This is a genomic window from Umezawaea endophytica (assembly GCF_025061645.1).
Classification (GTDB): Bacteria; Actinomycetota; Actinomycetes; order Mycobacteriales; family Pseudonocardiaceae; genus Umezawaea; species Umezawaea endophytica.
On the sequence record NZ_JANYMP010000016.1, the window covers coordinates 56,538 to 77,001 of the forward strand.

The following is a 20,464-nucleotide window of genomic DNA, read 5'->3' on the forward strand; positions in this document are numbered from 1 at the left end:
TCCTTCGGCAGGGAGGTCACGCGGAGGCGGTGCGGTAGCGGCGGACGCTGAGCACGGTGGTCACCACGAACAGCAGGCCCAGCGAGATGACGATGACCGCGGTCGGGTGCTCGGACGGGAAGCTGGGCGAGACCGTGACGGGGTTGCCCCACAGGTGGCGCAGGGCGGTGATGACGGCGCTGACCGGGTTCCACTCGGCGATCGGGCGGATCCAGCCGGGCAGCTTGTCCACCGACAGGAAGCCGTTGGACATGAAGGAGAAGACGACCGCGACGATGCCGGAGATCGACTCGATGGTCTCCAGGTTCTTGGACACCATGCCGAGCAGCACGCCGACCCAGAGCATCGTGTACATGAACACCGCGAGCAGGCCGAACCCGGCGAGCACCGACAGGAAGTCCGAGTGCGCGCGCCAGCCGAACAGCATGCCGACGCCCACCACGATCGCCAAGCCCATCATGGTGATCACCAGGTCCGCCAGCGTGTGCCCGACCAACACCGCGGACCGCGAGATCGGCAGCGACCGGAACCGGTCGATCAGCCCGCCCTGGAGGTCGAGGCACACCGCGACGGCGGTCGGGCCGATGCTGGCCAGCCCGACCTGCGCCGCGACGCCCGCGAAGATGAACTCCATGTAGTTGTTGCTGCCGGGGATCTCGATGGCGCTCTGGAACAGGTAGCCCAGCGCGATCATCGTGATCAGCGGGTTGAGCGTGATGCCGACGAGCCTGCCGGGGTTGCGCTTGAGGCGGCGCATCCGCCGCCCGCCGATGGCGAGCACCTCGGTGATCGTGGCCAGCGGACCGGACGGCATGCCGGGCTTGACCGGGCCCGCGGGCCCCTGTGCTCGGCTGTCGCTGCCTGCGACGGTGGTGGTGCTCACGACTCCCCAACTCCGATCTCGGATTCGAGCACCCGGCGGAGGTCCGCCGCGACTGCCGCGCCGATCAGCGCCTGCGGTTCGGGGTGCATCATGTACTCATGTCCACAGTGGACCGCGTGCAGCTCGACCGGTCCGTCCACGTGCGGTGCCCAGGCGTCGGCCAGTTCGCCGACCTCGGCCTCGGTCAGGTCCTCCACGGCCGCGAACAGCCGCATCGCACCGGTGTAGCGCGAGGGCGTGAAGCGCTCCATCAGCTTCCCGTGGTTGCGCACCACGGCGAGCATCGCGAGCAGCCTCTCCTCCCCCAGTTCCGCCAGCGGGTTGCGGTCGCGGCGCAGCACCTCGACGACGTCCCTCGCGGTCAGCTCGCGGCCGTCGAACTCGGCGCGGTCGTGGCCGATGACCTCCATGACCCGCACGAGTTGCTCGCGGTCGTCCACTTCCTCGTCGTCGTGGCCGGGCCGGTGCGGGTAGCCGTCGAGGTTGACCAGCAGCTCGACGGTGTCGCCCGCGGCCTGGAGCCGGACCGCGATCTCCTGCGCCAGCACACCGCCGAACGACCAGCCCAGCAGGTTGTACGGCCCTTCCGGCCGCACCTCCTTGATGTGGCCGACGTACAGCTCGGCCACCTCCTCCATCGACGTCGGCAGCGGGGCCATCCGCCCGACGCTCGGCGACTGGACGCCGTAGATCGGGTGCCGCTCGTCGACGTGCCTGGCCAGCCCCACGTACGGCAGGGCGGAGCCCAGACCGCTGTGGATGAAAAAGAACGGCGTCCGGTCACCGGTCGGCCGGATCGGCAGGATGGTGGCGAACGGGTCCTCCTGGTCCAGTTCCTCGATCTCGTGCAGCGCGCGGGCCATCGAGGCCGCGCCGGACGCGGCCTCGCTGTCGGGCTCGACCTGGGCCGCCGCCGCGAGCGCCCGCACCGTCTTGTGCACGAACACGTCCGCGATGGTCAGCCGCAGCCCGGCCTTGCGCGCCCGGCTGACGACCCCGGTCGCGAGCAGCGAGTGGCCGCCCAGCTCGAAGAAGTCGTCGTCGATCCGGACCTCGCCGATCCCGAGCACGTCGCCGAACACCTCGACCAGCAGGTGCTCCGCGGCCGACTCCGGCTCGCGGGTCGGCGTCCGGGCGCCGAAGTCCGGTTCCGGCAGCGCCTTGCGGTCCACCTTCCCGTTGGGGGTCAACGGGAACGCGGGCAGCACGACCAGCGCGGCGGGCACCATGTACTCCGGGAGCGAGACCCCGAGCGACCGCTTGACCTCGGCCGTGTCGAGTTCACCGGAGGGCACCAGCAGGTACCCGACGAGCCGCTTGTGCCCACCGGCGTCGGTGCCGACCGTGACGACGGCGTCGACCACGGCGTCCTCGGCCCGCAGCGCGGCCTCGATCTCGCCCAGCTCGATCCGGTGACCGCGGACCTTGACCTGGTGGTCCTTGCGGCCCAGGAACTCGATCTCGCCGTGGTTGTCCCAGCGCACCACGTCACCCGTGCGGTACATCCGCGATCCGGGCTCGCCGAACGGGTTCGCCAGGAACCGCTCGGACGTCAGGTCGGTGCGGTTGAGGTACCCGCGCGCCAGCCCGTCACCCGCGATGTACAGCTCGCCGGGCACGTTCGGCGGCACCGGGCACAGTGCGCTGTCCAGCACGTACACCCTGGTGTTGCTGATCGGCCTGCCGATCGTCGGCGTGCCGGGGCCAGCGGTGTCCACATCGGACACCGTGGACCAGATGGTCGTCTCGGTCGGCCCGTACATGTTGCGCACCTCGTGCGCCGCCGCCCGCAGCGCGTCGGCCAGCGACTCGCTCAGCGCCTCGCCGCCGGTGATGACGACCCGCACCCGCCGCAGCGACTCCGGCGTGATGCCGACGAGCGCCTGCCACAGGCTCGGCGTGGCCTGCATGACCGACGTGCGGCTGGACACCATGAGCGCGCCCAGCGCGATCGGGTCGCGCACGGTGTCGCGGTCGGCCACGATCAGCTTCGCGCCCGCCACCAGCGGCACGAAGATCTCCAGGTTGGAGATGTCGAAGCCGAACGTGGTGACCGCCAGCAGCCGGTCGGCCTTCGTCATCGACAGCCGCTCGCACATGTCCGTGATCAGGTTGGCCAGCGCGCCGTGCGGGATCACGACGCCCTTCGGCCTGCCGGTCGACCCGGAGGTGTACATGACGTACGCCGGGTGGTTGGGCGTGAGGAACCCGCTCCGGTCGGCGTCGGTCACGTCCTCGGCGCCGCCGCGCTTGCGCAGCGCCCGTTCCGCCTCCGCGCCGCCCAGCACGAAGCTGGGCGTGCCCGCCAACTCGGGGACCCGGTCGGCCGCGGCCTCGTCGGTGATCACCAGCACCGGCTCGGCGTCGTCGAGCATGTACCGGACCCGGTCGGCCGGGTGGTCCAGGTCGATCGGCAGGTAGGCGGCGCCGGACTTCAGCACCGCGAGCGCCGACACGATCAGGTCCGCGCCTCGGGTCAGCGCGAGTGCGACGACCCGCTCCGGCCCGGCTCCCCTGGCGATCAGCTCGCGCGCCAGCCGGTTGGCCCGCGCGGTGAGCTGCCGGTAGGTCAGGGTCACGTCGCCCGCGATGACCGCGGTGGCGTTCGGCGTGCCCGCCGCCGTCGCGGAGATCAGGTCCGGCAGCACGAACGCGCTGAGCGCGCGTCCGGTGTCGTTCCACTCCACCAGGATGCGGTGCCGCTCGGCGACGCTGAGCACGTCCACCTCGCTCAGCGCGGCGTCCGGGCTCGTCACGACGGCGCGCAGCAGGCGCACCAGCCGTTCGCCGATCTCGTCGACGGTCCGCTCGGTGAACAGGTCCGTGCGGTAGGCCAGCACGCCGTCCATGCCCGCGGGCGTGCCGTCGTCGTGCTGCTCGACCAGCTCGAACTCCAGGTCGAACTTGGAGCGCGTCGCCTTCATCGGCACGACGCCGCTCTCCAGCCCCGGCATCGCGTCGGCGGGCTCGTCGTTGTTCTGGAACGACAGCATCACCTGGAACAGCGGGTGCCGCGACAGCGACCGGGTCGGGTTGACCGCTTCCACCAGCGCCTCGAACGGCAGGTCCTGGTGCGCGTACGCCCCGAGGTCCGCCTCCCGGACGCGGTGCAGGAGCTGGCGGAACGTCGGGTCGCCCGCCGTGTCCGTGCGCAGCACCAGCGTGTTGACGAAGAAGCCGATCAGGTCGTGCAGCGCCTCGTCGGTGCGGCCCGCGATCGGGCTGCCCAGCGGGATGTCCGTGCCCGCGCCCAACTTGGTCAGCAGGGCCGAGACGGCGGCCTGCACGACCATGAACACGCTGGCGCCGGTCTCGCGGGCCAGCGCCACCACACCGGCGTGCAGGTCCGCGGGGACCGAGAACTGCCGCACGTCGCCGTCGTAGCTGCTGATCGCCGGACGGGGGAAGTCCGTCGGCAGCTCCAGCTCCTCCGGCAGCCCGGCCAGCGCCTCGGTCCAGTAGGCGAGCTGCGCCGACAGCACGCTGTCCGGGTCGGTCTCCGACCCGAGCCACTCCCGCTGCCAGACCGCGTAGTCGGCGTACTGCGCCACGAGCGGCGCCCACTGCGGGGCCTGCCCGGAGCGGCGGGCGTCGTACGCGACGGCCAGGTCGCGGGCCAGCGGCGCGGTCGACCAGCCGTCGAACGCGATGTGGTGGAACACCAGCAGCAGCACGTGGTCGCGCTCGTCGAGCACGAACAGGTGCGTCCGCACCGCGGTGTCCGACCCGAGGTCGAAACCGCTGTCGACCTCGGCGGCCACCACGTCGAACAGGTCTGCCTCGGCCACCCGCCGCACGGTCAGCTCCGTGGACGACTGGCTCAGCACCTCCTGGTAGGGCACGCCGTCCACGTCGGGGAACACCGTGCGCAGGATCTCGTTGCGCGCCACCACGTCGCCGAGCGCGGCCGTCAACGCGTCCACGTCCAGCTCGCCGGTCAGCCGGACGGCCAGTGGGATGTTGTAGGTGCCGGTGGACTCCTCCTCCATCCGGTTGAGGAACCACAGCCTGCGCTGGGCGTAGGACAGCGGCAGGCCTTCGTCGCCGTCGCGCTCCTGGGCCACCAGCGCCGGCCGGGCGCCTTCCGCGCCCTCCACCAGCCTGGCCAGCCCCGCGACCGTCCTGGCCTCGAACAGCGCCCGCACGGGCAGTTCGACGTCCAGCACCGTCCTCACGCGACTGACGACCCTCGTGGCGAGCAGCGAGTGCCCGCCCAGGTCGAAGAAGTCGTCGTCCACCCCGACCTCGGCGGCGCCGAGCACCTCGGCGAACACGCCGCAGAGGATCTCCTCGACCGGCGTGCGCGGGCCTCGGACGGCTCGCGGCTGGGCCGCGAAGTCCGCGTCCGGCAACGCCTTGCGGTCCACCTTGCCGTTGGGGGTCAGCGGCAGGGCGTCCAGCACGACCAGCGCGGACGGCACCATGTACTCCGGCAGCGACCCGGCGAGGTGCTTGCGCACCACCGCGAGGTCGAGGCCGTCGTCACCGGGGGCCGGGACGACGTACCCGACGAGCTTCTTGTGCCCGCCCTGGTCGGAGCTGACCGCGACCGCCGCGTCACCGACGACGTCGGCCGACCGCAGCGCGGCCTCGACCTCGCCCAGTTCGATGCGGTGGCCGCGGATCTTGACCTGGTGGTCGCGGCGCTCCAGGAACTCCAGTTGGCCGTCGGGGCGCAGCACGACCCGGTCGCCCGTGCGGTACATCCGCGCGCCGGGCTCGCCGAACGGGTCGGCCGTGAACGCCAGCGCGGTCTTCGTCCGGTCGCCCAGGTAACCGCGGCCGACACCCGTGCCGCCGACGTACAGCTCACCGGCGACTCCGGCGGGCACCGGACGCAGATCGTCGCCCAGCACGTACAGCCGGGTGTTGCGCACGGGCCGACCGATCGGCACCCGCGCCTCGCCCAGTTCGTCTTCCTTGGTGATGAAGGCGTGCGTCACGTCGTCCGAGCACTCGGTGGGCCCGTAGGCGTTGACCAGCGCGATGTCCGGGAACCGCTGGAACCACCGGCCGCACAGGTCAGGCGGCAGCGCCTCGCCCGTGACGACCAGCCACTTCAGGCCGGGCAGCTCGGGCACCTCATCGGTGACGTCCCACGAGTCCAGTGCCGCGCGCAGCAGTGACGGCACGACCTCCAGGATCGTCACGCCCTCGGTGGGGATGGTGGCGAACAGCAGGTCCGGGTCGACGGCCGTGTCGCGGCCGACCACGCGGGTCGTGCCGCCGACGAGCAGCGTCGTCAGCATCTGCCAGACGGAGATGTCGAACGTCACCGGCGCGTTGTGCACCAGCTTGTCCACAGAGGACACCTCCAGGTCCTCCACCTTGCACAGCAGGTGGTTGACCATGCCTCGGCGGTGCACCATCGCGCCCTTGGGCTTGCCGGTCGACCCGGACGTGAAGATCACGTACGCCAGGTCGTCCGCCTCGCCGAGCGCGGGTGCGAGGTCGGTGTCCACGGCGTCGTCGAGCACGACGACGGCGATCCCGGCCGCCTCCGCGATCTCGGCGGCCAGCTCCCGGTGCGCCTCGTCGACGACCAGGCGCGTGGCGCCGCTGTCGGTGAGCAGCGCGGCGACGCGCGCCACGGGCGCGGCCACGTCGAGCGGCACGTATCCGCCGCCCGCGCCCAGGATGCCGAGCACGGCGGTGACGAACCCGATGCCGGGCGAGGCCAGGACGGCGGACAGGTCGGAGCCGGGGACCCGGCGCGACAGGGCGCTCGCCCGGCCGACCAGTTCGGCGTAGGTGACCTGGGCCCGGTCGTCCACCACGGCGATGGCGTCCGGAGTGGACAGTGCGAACCCGCGGACCCGCTCCACCACGCCCTCGTACACCTCGGGCCGCACGTCACCGGTGCCGATGGCCAGCAGCTCCTCGTGCTCACCGGCCTCCAGCACGTCCACCCGGCTCAGCCGCGTGTTCGGGTCGGCGACGACGGTCCGCAGGAACGTGACCAGCCTGCGCGCCAGGCGTTCCGCCGAGGCCTTGGTGAACAGGTCGGTGCTGTACTCGACGACACCGCGCATCCCGGCGGGCAGCCCGTCGGCGTACTGCTCCTCCAGCAGCACGGTCAGGTCGAACTTCGACCGCAGCGACCGCACCGGCTCGACCCGACCGGTCAGGCCCGGCAGCAGCAGCGGCGCGTCCTCGCTGGTCTGGAGCGTGAGCATGACCTGGAACAGTGGCTGCCGGTTGAGCGAGCGCACCGGGTTCAGCGCGTCGACGAGGTGTTCGAACGGCACGTCCTGGTGCTGGTAGGCGGCCAGGTTCGTGTCGCGGACGCGGTGCACCAGGTCGCGGAAGCTCGGGTCGCCGCTGGTGTCGGTCCGCATGACCAGCGTGTTGACGAAGAACCCGACCAGCTCGCCCAGTTCCTCGTCGGCGCGGCCCGCGGTGGGGCTGCCGAGCGGGATGTCCGTGCCCGCGCCCAACTTCGTGAGCAGCGCGGACAGCGCGGCCTGGAACAGCATGAAGATGCTCGCCCCGGAGTCGCGCGCCAGTGCCACCAGCGCCCGGTACAGCTCGGGTTCGACGGCGAACTCCAGCTCGTCGCCGTCGTAGGAGCTGACGGCGGGTCGCGGGAAGTCGGTCGGTAGCTCCAGTTCCTCCGGCAGGTCGGCCAGCGCGCCCGTCCAGTACGCCAACTGGTGGGCCAGCAGGCTGTCGGGGTCGCTGTCCGATCCGAGGAGGTCCTTCTGCCACACCGCGTAGTCCGCGTACTGCACGGGCAGCGGCTCCCACTCGGGCGCCTGCCCGGTGCTGCGGGCCTTGTACGCCGCGCCCAGGTCGCCGACCAGCGGCGCGATCGACCAGCCGTCGAACGCGATGTGGTGGATCACCAGCAGCAGCACGTGCTCCGTCGGCGAGACCGCGAACAACCGCGATCGCAGCACGGGTTCCGTCGCCAGGTCGAACGCCAGGTCCGCCTCGGCGGTCATCGCGTCGGACAGCTTGGCCTCGGACAGCCGCTTCAGCGGCAGTTCCGGATAGCCCTCGGGCGCGTCGAGCACCCGCTGGAACGGCTCGCCCTCGACGTCCGGGAACACCGAGCGCAGGATCTCGTGGCGCACCACCAGGTCGTGCAGCGCGACGCGCAGCGCGTCCACGTCCAGCTCACCGACCAGGCGCACGGCCAGCGGCACGTTGTAGGTGCCGGAGGAGCCCTCTTCCAGGCGGTCGAGGAACCACAGGCGCTGCTGCGCGAACGACAGCGGCACCACGCCGTCCTCGGACCGCTGCGCGGGCACGAGCGCCGGACGTCCGGCGCCCGCGACGCTGTGCACCTGCTCGGCGACACCGGCCACCGTGCGGGTCTCGAACAGCGCGCGGATCGGCAGTTCGACGCCGAGCGCGGCACGGGCCCGGCTGATCACCCGCGTGGCGAGCAGGGAGTGCCCGCCCAGCGCGAAGAAGTCGTCGTCGATGCCGACCTGCGGCAGGTCGAGCACGTCCGCGAAGATGCCGCAGAGGATGTCCTCGACCGGCGTGCGCGGACCGCGGCCACGGCCCTGGCCCGCGAAGTCGGGTTCCGGCAGCGCCTTGCGGTCGACCTTGCCCTGCGGGGTCAGCGGGATCTCGTCCAGCACCACGATCGCGGACGGGACCATGTACTCCGGCAGCGACTCGACCAGCAGTTCGCGCAGCCCGACGGGCACGGTCGTGCCCTCGTCGACCACCACGTAGGCGACCAGGCGCTTGTCGCCGGTCGGGTCCTCGCGGACGATCGCGACGGCCTGCGCGACCGCGCCGTGCGACACCAGCGCCGACTCGATCTCGCCCAGCTCGATCCGGAACCCGCGCAACTGCACCTGGTCGTCGGCGCGGCCGACGTAGTCGAGCTGCCCGTCGGCGTGCCAGCGCACCAGGTCGCCCGTGCGGTACATCCGCGCGCCGTGGCCGAAGAACGGGTCCGCGACGAACCGCTCGCCGGTGAGCCCCGGCCGGTTCAGGTAGCCGCGGGCCAGGCCGCCGCTGACGTACAGGTCGCCGACCACGCCCGCCGGAACGGGCTGGAGGACGGAGTCCAGCACGTACACGCGGTGCGCCGAGGTCGGCGTGCCGATCGGCGGCCGTCCGCCCGGCGAGAGCGGGCCGCCGACGGTCGCGGCGATCACGGACTCGGTCGGGCCGTAGCCGTTGAACATCCGGTGCGTGGCCGACCAGCGCGCCACGACCTCCGGCGGGCAGGCCTCGCCCGCGACCACGATCACCAGGTCGGCAGGCAGGACGGTGCCCTCCGCCAGACCGCCCGCGACGACCGGCGGCAGGGCGGCGAGCGTGACGCCGTTGTCGGTGATGAGGTCGACCAGCGGCTGTCCGGGCGCGCGGGCCTCGTCGCCCGCGACCACGACCGTGCCCCCGGCCAGCAGCGGGAGCGCGAACTCCCAGACCGTGGCGTCGAAGCTGTAGGACGCGAACTGGAGGACGTTGGTGTCCGGCGTGATCTCGAACTTCTCGATCAGGCTGGCGGCCATCGCGACGAACCCGCGGTGGTCGACCACGACGCCCTTGGGCCTGCCGGTCGAGCCGGAGGTGTAGATGACGTACGCCGGGTGGTCCTGGCTCAGCGGTTCGAGCCGCTCCGGGTCGGTGACGTCGTGCGACGGCAGCGCCGCGAGCTCCGCGACCAGGTCGGGCGCGTCGATCGCGAGCACCGGCGCCCCGGTCACCGTCAGGCCGTCCGCCACCGCGGCGGTGGACAGCAGCACGGCCGGGTTGGCGTCGGAGACCATGAAGTCGACCCGGTCGGCCGGGTACTTGGCGTCGATCGGCAGGTACGCCGCGCCCGCCTTCAGCACCGCGAGCACGGCCACGAGCGCTTCCAGCGAACGCGGCATCGCCAGCGCCACCACGCGCTCCGGCCCGATGCCCCGGCCGATCAGCAGCCGGGCGAGCTGGTTCGCGCGGGTGTTCAACCCGGCGTAGGACAGACTGGTCCCCTCGAACACGGCCGCGACCGCGTCCGGGGCCGCGGCGGCACGCGCCTCGAACACCTCGGGCACCACCGCCGTCGCGACCGGCTTCGGATCACCGGCCCAGTCGCCGAGGATCAGCGAGCGCTCGTCGGCGGCGAGCAGGTCGAGCCGGGACAGGGGGACGTCCGGCTCGGTCACGAGCGAGGTGAGCAGCCGGCGGAACCGGTCCACGACGGACTCGACCGCGGCCTGGTCGAACGAGTCGGAGCGGTACTGGGCCAGCAGCCGCAAGCGCTTGCCGGGGTAGACCATCAGACCGAACGGGTACTCGGCGACCAGCCTGCCGTCGGCACCGAGCACGCGCACGCCGGGGATGAGGTCGCTCAGGTCGTCCACGTCGTGCGGGTAGTTGTGGAAGCTGACGACGGTGTCGAACAGCTCGCCGATCCCGACCGACTGCTGCACCTCGGCCAGGCCGAGGTGGTGGTGCGGGGCCAGGTCGAACTGGTCCTCCTGCAACCGCGCCAGCAGGTCCGCCAGCGACGTCTTCGGGTCGAGCCGCACCCGCACGGGCAGCGTGTTGAGGAACAGGCCGACCATGGACTCCATGCCGGGCAGTTCCGCGGGTCGGCCGGAGCTGACCGCGCCGAACGCCACGTCGCGCTTGCCGGTCAGCCGCCCGAGCAGGACGGCCCAGCAGCCCTGCATCACCGTGTTCAGCGTCAGGCCGCGAGCCCGCGCCCACGACGAGAGCCGGTGCGTGACGTCCTCGGGCAGGTCGACGACGAACGACTCGGGCACGTCCGACACGCGGTCGCGCTCGGCCGGGCCGAGCTTCGCGGCCTCGGTGAACCCGTCGAACGCCGTCGTCCACGCGGTCCGCGCGGCGTCGACGTCCTGCGCGCCGAGCCACGCCAGGTAGTCGCGGTAGGGCGCGACCGGCGGCAGCGCGGACACGTCCGCGCCGTTGGCGCACAGCGTGAACAGCTCGCGGGCGAAGATCGGCATCGACCAGCCGTCGACCAGGATGTGGTGCACGGCCCAGAGCAGCCGGAACCGCTCGTCGCCCAGCCGCACGACGGTGAACCGCACCAGCGGCGGCTCGGTCATGTCGAACCGGTGCGCCCAGTCGGCGTCGGTCAGCCGGACCAGTTCGGACGCGGCGTCCTCGTCGGCCATGCCGGTGAGGTCGACCTCCTGCCAGGGCAGCGCCACCGAGGACCGGATGACCTGCACGGCGTCCCCGGCCGGGCGCGACCGGAACGACGCCCGGAGGGCCGGGTGCCGCTGGACCAGCGCCTCGGCGGCGGCGCGGAACGCGGCCACGTCCAGCGGGCCTTCCACGTCCACGACGGCCTGGAGGGTGTAGACGTCGCTGCCCTGCTTGTCGTACTCGGCCTGGAAGAGCAGGCCCTTCTGCAACGCCGAGAGCGGCAGCACGTCGTCGACGCCGCCCGCGCCCTCGAAGTCCTCGATCTCGGCCTCGCTCAGCGAGACCAGCGGGAAGTCCGACGGGCTGTGCCCGCCCGACGCGCCGACGAACGACTCCAGCACGCGGAACCACGAGGTCGCGATCTCGTCCACATCGGACTCGGAGAGCAGGTCGCCCGCCCACAGCCAGTCCGCGACCAGGTGCGGGCCGTCGGGCCGGTCCTCGGTCACGGGCGTGACCGCGAGGACGTGCCGCAGCGGCATGTCCGGGCTGACGCCCGTGCCGACGACGGAGTCGCCGCCGTCGAGGGACCACTGGGCGTCCGCCCCGCCCGCGGCGAACCGGCCGAGGTAGTTGAAGCCGATCTGCGGCACGCCGAAGCGGGCCAGCGCGCCGACGGTCTGCGGGTTGAGGTGGCGCAGCAGGCCGAAGCCGAGGCCGCGGTCCGGCAGTGCGCGGAGCTGCTCCTTGACGCGCTTGACCGCCACTCCCCCGGTGGCGTCACCGGGGTCGACGCGCAGCGGGAACACGCTGGTGAACCAGCCGACCGTGCGGGACAGGTCCAGGTCGTCCGCCACCTGCTCGCGGCCGTGGCCCTCGACCTCCACCAGCACGCCGGGACCACCGGCTCCCAAGCGCTTGCGCCGCCACTCCGCCACGGCCAAGGCGAGGCCCGAGAGCAGCACGTCGTTGATCTCGCCGTGGAACGCGGCGGGCACGGTGGTCAGCAGCGCGGCGGTCGTCGTGGCGGGCAGCACGACCCGCAACGACTTGGCCGTGCCGTAGGTGTCCAGCGAGGGGTCGAGCGGACGCGACCCGAGCTGCGGGTCGTCCGGCTTGACCTGCGCCGTCCACAGTGGGAGCTCACGGGTGCGCGCGGCGGTGCGGGCGTTCTCCGACAGCACCTTCGACCAGCGGCGGTAGGACGTGCCCACCGGGTCGAGCGCGATCGGGCGACCCGCGACGACGGCCTCGAAGGCCGTCTTCAGGTCCGGCACCAGGATGCGCCACGACACGCCGTCGACGACCAGGTGGTGGATCACCAGGACGAGCCGGTCGCCGACCAGCGCGGCCTGCACGACCCGGCCCTCCTCGGGCGCGAGCCGCTGCCGGGCCCCGGTCACGGCGGTGTCCACATCGGACGCCTCGGTGATCTCCACCGGCACCGAGCCCGCGGGCAGCGTCTCCAGCGACCACAGGCCGTCCACCGGCACCGAGAGCTTCGCCCTCAGCACGTCGTGGTGGTCGACGACGGCCCGCAACGCGGTGGTGAGCGACGCGATGTCGCCGGGGACGCGAACGACGACGTACTGGCTGTACTGGCGGGTGCGGTCGGTGAGCGACTCCAGGTCCTCGCGGAGCTGATGCGCGATCGGGGTCAGCTCGACCTCGCCGACGCCGTCGGCGACCGCGGTGGCGACGGCTCCGGCCGGGCGGGCGATCGTCGCGATGGCCGCCGGGGACCGGTGCTTCAGCACGTCCCGCGAGGTGATCAGCAGTCCGGCCCGCCGGGCCCTGCTGACGACCTGGATGGAGCTGATGCTGTCGCCGCCGAGCGCGAAGAAGCTGTCCTCCACGCCGACCTCGGGCAGGCCGAGCACCTCGGCCATCACCTCGCACAGCACCCGCTCCTCGGAGCTGCGGGCGGTCCGGCCGCGCGGACCGGCCGAGAAGTCGGGCTCGGGCAGCGCCTTGCGGTCCACCTTGCCGTGCGGGGTCAGCGGCATCGCGTCCAGCGTCAGCAGCGTCGAGGGCACCATGTACTCGGGCAGCACGGCCGCGAGCCGGGCGCGCACGTCGTCGGTGTCGACCGGGTTCCCGTTGTCGGACACCAGGTAGCCGATGAGCCGCTTGCTGCCGACCGGGTCGGTCACGACCGCGACGGCCGCGTCGCCGACGTGCGGCAGGCCGCGCAACGCCGACTCGATCTCACCCAGCTCGATCCGGTGGCCGCGCACCTTCACCTGGTGGTCACGGCGTTCCACGAACTCCAACTGCCCGTCCTCCCTGCGGACCACCCGGTCCCCGGTGCGGTACATCCGGAGACCGGTGCCCGCGAAGGGATCGGGGACGAACGTGGTCGAGGTGCGGGCGGGGTCGCGCAGGTAGCCGCGCCCCACCCCGAGCCCGCCCACGTACAGCTCGCCGGGGACGCCGGGCGGCACGGGCCCGAGGTCGTCGCCCAGCACGTACAGCCGGGTCCCGCGCACCGCGCGGCCGATCGGCACGCGTGCGGACGCCACGGCGTCGTCAACGGTGATCGTCGCGTGGGTGACGTCGTCCGAGCACTCCGTGGGCCCGTAGGCGTTCACCAGCGGGATGGTCGGGAACCGCGCGAACCAGCGCAGGCACAGGTCGGGCGGCAGCGCCTCGCCCGTGACCACCAGGCGGCGCAGCGAGGGCAGCCGGGGTCGGTCGCCGACGACGTCCCACGCGTCCAGCGCGGCGCGCAGCAGCGACGGGACGACCTCCAGGATCGTCACGGACTCGTCGGCCACCAGGCCGAACAGCGCGTCCGGGTCGGCAGCGGTCTCGCGCGTCACCACGCGCACCCGGCCGCCGACCACCAGCGGCGCCAGCATCTGCCAGACGGAGATGTCGAACGTGAGCGGGGCGTTCTGCACCAACGAGTCCGCCGCGGTGAGGGCGAGGTCGTCGACCTTGGCCAGCAGGTGGTTCACCATGCCGCGCCGGTGCACCATCGCGCCCTTGGGCTTGCCGGTCGAGCCGGACGTGAAGATCACGTACGCGAGGTCGTCCGGCAGGCCGACCACGGGCGCGAGGTCGTCGTCCTCGGCGTCGTCGAGCACGACGACGTCGACCGCGTGACCGGCGGCGCGGGTGATCTCCTCGGCGAGCGCGCGGTGCGCGGCGTCGACAACGAGGTGGCGGATCCCGTTGTCGGTCAGCAGGTCCGCGCCGCGCCGGACGGGCGCGCGGGTGTCCAGCGGCACGTACGCGCCACCGGCGCCGAGCACGCCGAGCACAGCGGAGATGAACCCGGCTCCGGGCGCGCCGAGCACGCCGACCAGCTCGGCGGGCACGCGTCGGGACAGCGCGCTCGCACGGGCGACCAGTGCGCCGTAGGTGGTCGTGACGTCGTCCTCGACGACCGCGACGGCGTCCGGGTACCGGGAGGCCAGCGCGCGCACGGTGTCCACGAGGTCCGCGTCGGCGCCCTCGGCGAACGCGCCGGTGCCCTCCTCCAGCCAGCCCGCGCGCTCCGGCGCGCTGACCACGTCGACGCGGCCGAGCGGCACGTCGTCGGCGACGGTCGCGAAGGTGACCAGGAACTCCGCGAACCGGTGCAGGTGGTCCTCGACCTCCTGCGCGGTGTACAGCTCGGGGTTGCCGTTGACGTGGACCTCGGCGCCGCCGTCCGGCGCGTCCACGACGGTGATCATCAGGTCTTCGATGAGTCCGGTCGACAGGTTGTTGACCTCGACGCCGCACGAGCCGAGCGCGAACGTCGTCTGCTGCGGGAGGATGTTGACGAACGGCCCGAACGGCCGCCGGTCCTCTGAGGACAGACCCATCTCGCGGCGGATGCGGCTGACCCGGTACCGCTGGTGCTTGAGCACCTGCGCCAGCTCGCGCGAGGTCCGCCTGAGCAGGTCGGCCTTCGTCGCGTCGGGCCGCACGGTCACGCGCAGCGGCAGGTAGTTGGCGATCATGCCGGGGATCGCGCGCATCGACGCGCCCATCCGCGCGGTGGCGGGCAGGGTCAGCAGCACGTCGCCGACACCGGTCATCCGCTGCGTGTAGACGCCGACCGCGGCCAGGACCACGGCGGGCCAGGTGGACGCCGACTTCGACGCCAACTCGCGCAGGGTCGCGGCGGTCTCGGCCGGGACCACGGTGGTGCGGCGGAGGAATCCGCGCACGGCCGTGGCGGTCTGCTCGCGCTGCGACAGGCTGGGGAGGTCGGGCACCTGGTCGAACCGGGCGGCCCAGAAGTCCCGGTCGCGCTGGAACCACACCGAGTCGGTGTAGGCCCTCTCGGCGTCCAGCAGCTCCTTCAACGGCGACAACTGGCCCTCGACGGCCGACCGGCCCTCCACCAGCGCCTGGTAGATCTCCGCGAGCCGACGCCAGTACACGACCTGGCTGTACCCGTCGCACAGCAGGTGGTGGATGCACATGTAGAAGAAGTGCCTGTCCTGCCCCAGGTCCACCAGCGCGAGCCGGAACAGGGGGAAGTCGTCCAGGGTGAACGGCTTCGCCAGGTCGGCGGCCATCCACTCGACGGCCTCGGCCTCACCGACCTCCAGCGCCGTGATGGGCACCTCGGCCATCGGCTCGACGACCTGGCGCGGCTCGCCGTCGACCTCGACGTAGCGGGTGCGGGTGCACTCGGCCTCGACGATGAGCTGTCGCACGGCCGCGCGGAACGCGGGCACGTCCAGCGGGCCCCGGATGTCCAGGTACCCCGCGGAGTTGTACGCGACACCGCGTCCGTGGAACTTCTCGTCGAACCAGATCTCCGCCTGACCGGCGGACAGTGGCAAGCTCGCCGCTGCGGTCATCAGACACTCCTCGATGTGGCCGTCGGGGGCGCCGACAGTCGGGAACCGTTCTCCGCCAGGACTTCGGCGCCGTAGATGTCGGCGATCCACTGGTCGTGGTAGATGGTGTCCAGGTAGCGGTCGCCCAGGTCGGGCGAGATGGCGACGGCCGAGAGGTCGTCGCCGGGCGCGTTGCGGGCGAGCCAGTCCATCGCCCCGCTGATGACGGTGCCGGTCGACCCGCCGAACAGGAAGCCGTGGCGCACCAGCATCCGGCACGCCCGCACGGTGTCGATCTCGGCGACGTGCACGACCTCGTCCACGACGGACTCGTCCAGCAGCGGTGGCCGGACGCTCGTGCCGAGACCGGGCAACATCCGGGGCTGGGCCGGGGTCCCGAAGGTCACCGAGCCGACGCTGTCGATGGCGACGATCCGCACCGACGGCCGGTTCTCGCGGAAGTACCGCGAGCAGCCCATCAGCGTTCCGGTGCTGCCCGCGCCGATGAACAGCACCTCGACCTCGGGGAAGCTCTTCAGGATCTCCGGGCCGGTGGTGAGGTAGTGCGCCATCGCGTTGCCGGGGTTGGCGTACTGGTTGAGCCAGACGTACCCCCGCTCGCGGCGCATCCGCTCGACGAAGCGGATGCGCGCGCCGAGCAGCCCCTCCTCGGGGTGCGGCTCGGTGACGACGTGCACCTGCGTGCCGAGCGACTGCATGAGCTGGCGCGCGGCCAGCGTGCACCGCGTGTCCGTGACGCAGAGGAACCCGTAGCCCTGGCTCGCGGCCACGAGGCTGAGCGCGACGCCGAGGTTGCCCGACGAGCTCTCGACCAGCGTGTCGCCGGGTCGGAGCTGGCCGTTGCGCACGGCGGTCGCGACCATCTCGGTGGCGGCCTTGAGCTTGATGGACCCGGCGAAGTTGAAGCCCTCGCACTTGAGGAACAACGGGTGCCCGGACAGCGTCCTGAGGTCGACGTACAGATCGTCCACGTTGAACTCTTGCGGCGTGGATATGACTGGCATGAACCGACTCCTACGAGATCGACCAGCAGCGACTCATCGCTTCCCGTAGCGATGCAGGTCAAAGAAGAAGTCCTCCACGGGAGCGAGGTCGCCCGCGCGACCGACCTCGTCGTAGACGAACTTGCCGACGGCCAGGTCCAGCACGCCGAGGCCGAACGGGGAGAAGAACACCGGCTTGTCCGCGGGGAGCTGGACGGCCCCGGTCATCACGTCGAACAACGTGCCGGACAGGAACTCCCGGTTGCCCTCGGCCTGCTCGGCCAGGTGCACCGAGGTGTTGGCCTTGAGGCAGTGCTCGACGTCGTCGACCACGTTCGTGCCGGACAGCACGACCTCGGGCGACAGGTCGCGCAGCGACACGTGCAGCACCAGGGGGTTGTGCTCGAACCAGGTCGGGTCGGTGATGTGCGGCTCGCCCGCGACCGTGGCGAACACGACGAGGTCGCACGCCTTGATCAGGTCCTCGGCCGACTCGTGGATCACGACGTCGCCGTCACCGGTGGACTCGACGTACCCCTTGAACCCGGCGGCGTGCTCGGGGCTGAGGTCGAAGATGCCGACCTCGTCGAACGACCAGCCGGTGCCCGCGAGGTACGTGTGGATGTACCGGGCGATCAGCCCCGTGCCGATGAAGCCGACCTTGGTGGGCCGGACGCGGTCGCGGGTCAACCAGTCCGCGGCGAGCGCGGCGGACGCGGCGGTGCGGACCGCGCTGATGATGGAGCTCTCCATGCAGGCGATCGGGTAGCCGGTCTCCTGGTCGTTGAGGATCAGCACGGCCGACGCGCGCGGGATGCCGCGCTGGACGTTGGCCGGGAAGCTGGAGATCCACTTGACCCCGTGCACGCCGATGTCGCCGCCGACCGAGGCCGGCAGGGCGATGATCCGCGACGAGGGGTCCTCCGGGAATCGGAGGAAATACGAGGGCGGGTTCACGGTGTCGCCCGAACCGTGCAGCCGGTAGGCCGCCTCGACCAAATCCAAGAGGTGCTTGTCACGGTCCCGCAAAACCTCGTGAACCTGAGCGCCGGAAATCACCGCGAAGGTCGGAGTCGGATCCGACATGTCTACCCACGCTCCTCTGCGCTAACCACGGCAGGATGCCGCGGCGACCTGTTCAACAGAGTGTCGACCAGGGCTGACGAGGCACTGACACAGGGCTGACGAGGCCGTTCACCTGCGATTACAGGTCTCCCGGCAGGCGTCTGGAGAAAATATATAGAAAATCGAGTTGTCCACTCGCCCGCAACACCGCCGGAACATTGACAGGCTCGCGGGGCCGTGCCTATGGTCTTCCACAAGTCGAGCGCGCAATTCTCGGAAGTTCCGTCGCGCCCCCATCAACAATTCTAATCCGCGACTTTTGTCGTGTTGAGACAGGAAGGATCGTCTTCGATGGAAGATCGCAGGATCAAGAATGTCGTCGTCCTGGGTGGCGGCACGGCGGGCTGGATGACCGCGTCGTACCTCGGCAAGGCGCTCGGCCCGGCCGTGAAGATCACCGTGCTGGAGGCGCCGTCGGTCCCCAGGATCGGCGTCGGCGAGGCGACCGTCCCGAACCTGCACAAGGTGTTCTTCGACTTCCTCGGCCTCTCCGAGGAGGAGTGGATGCGGGAGTGCAACGCCAGCTTCAAGATGGGCATCAAGTTCACGAACTGGCGCACCGGCGGCAGGGGTGACGCCAACCCCCGGCCCTACCGCGACACGACCGACCACTACTACCACCTGTTCGGCCTGCTGCCGAACCACGAGAACGAGCCGCTGTCGGCGTACTGGTCGCACAAGCGCCTCACCGGCCAGACCACCGAGGCGTTCGACTACGCCTGCTACCGCGAGCCCCCGATCCTGGACGCGAAGCTCGCGCCGCGGCACTCCGACGGCACCAAGTGGACCAACTACGCCTGGCACTTCGACGCCGCGCTGGTGGCCGACTTCCTGCGCCGCTTCGCGACCAACAAGCAGGGCGCGATCCACATCCAGGACGAGTTCATCGACGCCGACGTGGACACCCGCGGCCACGTCACCGCCCTGAACACCAAGGGCGGCCGCAAGATCGAGGGCGACTTCTTCGTCGACTGCTCCGGCTTCCGCGCCCTGCTGATCAACGGCGTGATGCGCGAGCCGTTCCTGGACATGAGCGACCACCTCCTCAACGACCGCGCGGTCGCCACCCAGGTCCCGCACGACGACGAGGCGAACGGCGTCGAGCCGTTCACCGGCTCCATCGCCATGACCAACGGCTGGACGTGGAAGATCCCCATGCTGGGCCGCTTCGGCACCGGCCACGTCTACAGCAGCCGCTTCACCACGCAGGACGCGGCGACGCAGGAGTTCTGCGAGATGTGGGGCCTCGACCCCAGCGAGCAGAAGCTCAACCACATCAAGTTCCGAGTGGGCCGCAACCGCCGCACCTGGGTCCGCAACGTGGCCGCGATCGGCCTCTCGTCCTGCTTCCTGGAGCCGCTGGAGTCCACCGGCATCTACTTCATCACCGCCGCGCTCTACCAGCTCGCGAAGCACTTCCCGGACAAGAACTTCGACCCGATCTTCGCCGACCGGTTCAACACCGAGATCAACACGATGTTCGACGACTCGCGCGACTTCCTCCAGGCGCACTTCAGCCTGGCCGCGCGCAACGACACCGAGTTCTGGCGCGCCTGCAAGGACCTGGTGCTCGCGGACGACATCAAGGAGAAGATCCGGATGTACAAGGCGGGGCTGGCGATCAACATGCCGGTCACCGACGAGAACACCTACTACGCGAACTTCGACGCGGAGTTCCGCAACTTCTGGACCAACGCGAGCTACTACTGCGTCTTCACCGGCCTGGGCTTCGACCCCCAGCAGACGCTGACGAAGCTCACCCACCACCCGTCGATGCTCGACTCGGCGGAGCACGTCTTCGCCGACATCAAGCGCAAGCAGGCCGAGCTGCTCAAGACCCTGCCGACGACCTACGACTACCTGAAGCAGTTGCACGGCAAGTAACCGCGCGACTCGAGAACGCCGGAGCGGACCCCGACCCGCTCCGGCGTTCTCGCGCGTTCAGCCCGCGGCACCGACCGCCGGACGGGACAGGACGGCGACCGCCAGCCAGACCAGCGACACCCCGACCAGGACGTGCAGCAGGCTGGTCAGCGGACCGTCGGGCAACCGGGCGGCGACCGCGAACACGGCCAGCAGCACCGCGTACCCCCACACCGGGACCGGCGGGTACACCCCGGCGCGCAGCATCGACGCGCCGAACAGGACGGACCCGACCGCGAACACCAGCGCGCTCCCCAGCAGCAGCACCACGGACGGCGCCGCGGGCCGCACCCCCTCCGCGAAGAACAGCACCGCGTTGAGGCTGAACGCCGCTCCCCCGAACAGACCGAGCCCGATCAGGTTGACCAGGTACGCGACAGCGCCGAACCGCCCCGACTCCAGCGCCTGCCCCCGGTGCAGCACGACCAGCAGCGGCACGGCCAACGCGGGCGTCACCGCGAGCACGAGGCTCGTCGCGGCGGTCTCCCCGACGAAGGCCTCCACCCCGCCCGGCACCGCGATCCCCAGTCCCGCCAGCACTCCCGACCAGGCACTCGGCTTGGTTTCCCACGACGACATGAGGCGCTCCTCCGCTCGACGACCCCGGACGGGATCGCGGGGCGAACGCTAGGAACCCGCCACCCGGCCCCGGAAGTGGGGGGGGGGGGGGG

Annotated in this window: 6 protein-coding genes; 1 reads left to right on the forward strand and 5 read right to left on the reverse strand. The window is 71.5% G+C overall.

The window, feature by feature from the left end; genetic code table 11:
• Positions 1-16: 16 nt before the first annotated feature.
• The 4 genes from NZH93_RS29465 to sbnB are packed head-to-tail and all read right to left on the reverse strand — an operon-like array spanning position 17 to position 17,831.
• Complete coding sequence (locus tag NZH93_RS29465) at positions 17-883, reverse strand: ABC transporter permease (protein ID WP_259626496.1); 867 nt, start codon at positions 881-883, stop codon at positions 17-19.
• Positions 880-15,762 carry a non-ribosomal peptide synthetase gene (locus tag NZH93_RS29470; protein ID WP_259626497.1) on the reverse strand — a complete coding sequence of 4,961 codons (14,883 nt, stop codon included), beginning with the start codon at positions 15,760-15,762 and terminating at the stop codon, positions 880-882. Before NZH93_RS29470 ends, NZH93_RS29465 begins: the two co-directional genes overlap by 4 nt.
• A complete protein-coding gene (sbnA, locus tag NZH93_RS29475) occupies positions 15,762-16,766 on the reverse strand; it encodes a 2,3-diaminopropionate biosynthesis protein SbnA (protein ID WP_259626498.1) in 1,005 nt (334 codons plus the stop codon). The genes NZH93_RS29470 and sbnA overlap by 1 nt, the downstream gene beginning before the upstream one ends.
• A gap of 33 nt (positions 16,767-16,799) precedes the next feature.
• Positions 16,800-17,831: a 2,3-diaminopropionate biosynthesis protein SbnB gene (sbnB, locus tag NZH93_RS29480; RefSeq protein ID WP_259626499.1), complete on the reverse strand. Its 1,032-nt coding sequence runs from the start codon at positions 17,829-17,831 to the stop codon at positions 16,800-16,802.
• 330 nt (positions 17,832-18,161) lie between these two features.
• Here sbnB and NZH93_RS29485 point away from each other — a divergent pair, with 330 nt between their 5' ends.
• Entirely contained in the window at positions 18,162-19,754 is a 1,593-nt protein-coding gene (locus NZH93_RS29485; RefSeq protein WP_259626500.1) for a tryptophan halogenase family protein, read from the forward strand.
• Between the two features lie 57 nt (positions 19,755-19,811).
• On the opposite strand, the gene NZH93_RS29490 is transcribed toward NZH93_RS29485, so the two are convergent.
• A complete protein-coding gene (locus tag NZH93_RS29490; protein ID WP_259626501.1) occupies positions 19,812-20,372 on the reverse strand; it encodes a hypothetical protein in 561 nt (186 codons plus the stop codon).
• Positions 20,373-20,464 lie beyond the last annotated feature (92 nt).

What these genes read in the sequence shown, in the direction of transcription:
- NZH93_RS29490 (WP_259626501.1), bottom strand. Translation starts at nt 20,372, where the DNA reads ATGTCGTCGTGGGAAACCAAGCCGAGTGCCTGGTCGGGAGTGCTGGCG.
- sbnB (WP_259626499.1), bottom strand. Translation starts at nt 17,831, where the DNA reads ATGTCGGATCCGACTCCGACCTTCGCGGTGATTTCCGGCGCTCAGGTT.
- sbnA (WP_259626498.1), bottom strand. Translation starts at nt 16,766, where the DNA reads ATGCCAGTCATATCCACGCCGCAAGAGTTCAACGTGGACGATCTGTAC.
- NZH93_RS29470 (WP_259626497.1), bottom strand. Translation starts at nt 15,762, where the DNA reads ATGACCGCAGCGGCGAGCTTGCCACTGTCCGCCGGTCAGGCGGAGATC.
- NZH93_RS29485 (WP_259626500.1), top strand. Translation starts at nt 18,162, where the DNA reads ATGGAAGATCGCAGGATCAAGAATGTCGTCGTCCTGGGTGGCGGCACG.